This window comes from Thermoanaerobacter sp. A7A, assembly GCF_000445185.1.
Classification (GTDB): Bacteria; Bacillota; Thermoanaerobacteria; order Thermoanaerobacterales; family Thermoanaerobacteraceae; genus Thermoanaerobacter.
In genome coordinates, this window is sequence record NZ_AVAF01000023.1 from 1 (window position 1) to 1,645 (window position 1,645).

Annotated in this window: 4 protein-coding genes; all 4 read left to right on the plus strand. The window is 34.9% G+C overall.

Translation table 11 applies throughout. From position 1 onward, the window contains the following. On the plus strand, positions 1-250 hold a 250-nt coding region (locus tag M663_RS0101510), incomplete at its 5' end, for an MOSC domain-containing protein (RefSeq protein WP_029687711.1). Between the two features lie 255 nt (positions 251-505). Then, a complete protein-coding gene (modA, locus tag M663_RS0101515; RefSeq protein WP_232195799.1) occupies positions 506-922 on the plus strand; it encodes a molybdate ABC transporter substrate-binding protein in 417 nt (138 codons plus the stop codon). Positions 923-929: 7 nt separating this feature from the next. Further along, positions 930-1,157: a hypothetical protein gene (locus M663_RS0101520; protein ID WP_198001864.1), complete on the plus strand. Its 228-nt coding sequence runs from the start codon at positions 930-932 to the stop codon at positions 1,155-1,157. Next, the coding region (locus tag M663_RS0101525) for an ABC transporter permease subunit (protein WP_273702584.1) at positions 1,091-1,645 on the plus strand (555 nt) is incomplete at its 3' end. The genes M663_RS0101520 and M663_RS0101525, both read left to right, overlap by 67 nt.

The following is a 1,645-nucleotide window of genomic DNA, read 5'->3' on the forward strand; positions in this document are numbered from 1 at the left end:
TGCAGGAAAATTTGCAGAAAATATAACAACGGAAGGAATTGAACTTTACACTTTGCCGGTAGGGACAAAACTTAAAATAGGAGAAGAGGTTATTCTTGAAATATCTCAAATAGGGAAAAAATGTCACGAAGCTTGTGAGATCAGAAAGATTACAGGCGATTGTATAATGCCAAAAGAAGGTGTATTTGCAAGGGTGTTAAAAAGCGGGTTTATAAAGCCCGGAGATGAAATTATAGTTATAAATGGATAAAATTACTGTAACTCCGAGAGATAATTTTTGTCTTTTAAAAATTTAAATTATATGTCAAGGAGATAAGCAGCAAATATGGCAGGTATGTATATAAAAGGAAGCTATTACTCTCAACAAAAATGATGAAGAAATTATGAAAAGTTTAAAGTGTTATAAATGAAAAGGAATGTTTGGTTATTGGCGATTTTTGCATTGTTAATGTTCCTTACCAATGGATGCGTTAATGCGGGCAAGAGTTCAAAAGAGACTCCAAAAATGAAAAGTGCAAGTTACACAGGACAAAAACTTTACATTTATGCACCAACATCACTTAAAAAACCTATGGATGAAGTTATTTTTAGCTTTGAAAAGAAAACAGGAGCTAAAGTAATACCAAATTATGGAGCTTCCGGTGAACTTTACTCTCAGATAAAAAGTGGACAGCCTTGCGATATTTATTTTTCTGCTGATTGGCTTTATGTTGATAAACTAAAAAGTGATGATATGCTAAAAACTTCTCAGAAATTCTTGGAAGATGTTGTAGTGCTTATAGTTTCAGAAAAAGGCAAGAACAAGGTTCAAAAAGTGGATGATTTGTTAAAACCGAATGTAGTAGTGGGAGTGGCTGATCCTAAAGCTCCTATCGGTGTTTATACCGAAACAGCACTTAAGAAAAATGAAATTGTGGGATAAATTAATTTTGTCGGGAAATCTTAAAGCTCGACCTGCAACTGTTAATCAGGTTGCGATGATGGTTAAAAATGTTGAGCTTGATGCCGGTTTTGTTTACTCAAGTGTAGCTAGCGTTAAGAACACTTTTGTAATTGCTTTTTTTGCTTCAATTTTAGCACCTTTTTGGCTTTGGGATTTGGATATTACCATCTTTTTTCTAAGAATTCTTTTATATATCGTTTTGCCAATCTTATAAATGATTTGCCTGTTGCTGTGCTCCATACAGTAGCCGGAGCTGCTCTGCTTTTGGCATTTGGACGCAATGTTTTGGGATTTATCAGCAATACTGGTCTTGCTTTCATGATGATTTCGGTTGTATTAGCTATGTTTTTTGTATCATATCTATTAGCTGCAAGAGCAATAGCAAGTGGAGCAGATCAAATAGAACCAGAACTAGTAGACGTAGCGCGCACCTTGTGGGATATACTCTTCAAAGTTTACTTGCGAATTATCCTTCCTCTTTTGAAAGAGGCTATATTTTCAGGACTAGTACTTACCTTTGCTCATTCTTTAAGTGAGTTTCCTGCTGTAATTATGTTTGGTGGAAATATTCCAGGTGTTACTCAAGTTTTAGCTTCTCATGTATTTACTAAAATTGAGGAGGGCGAACTTGATATGGCTGTGACAGCTAGCGCTTTTTGTGCCGTAATATCCCTAATACTTGTTGGATTGCTTAATTTAATA

Coding starts and splice junctions, on each gene's coding strand:
- modA (WP_232195799.1), top strand. CDS start 506: ATGAAAAGTGCAAGTTACACAGGACAAAAACTTTACATTTATGCACCA.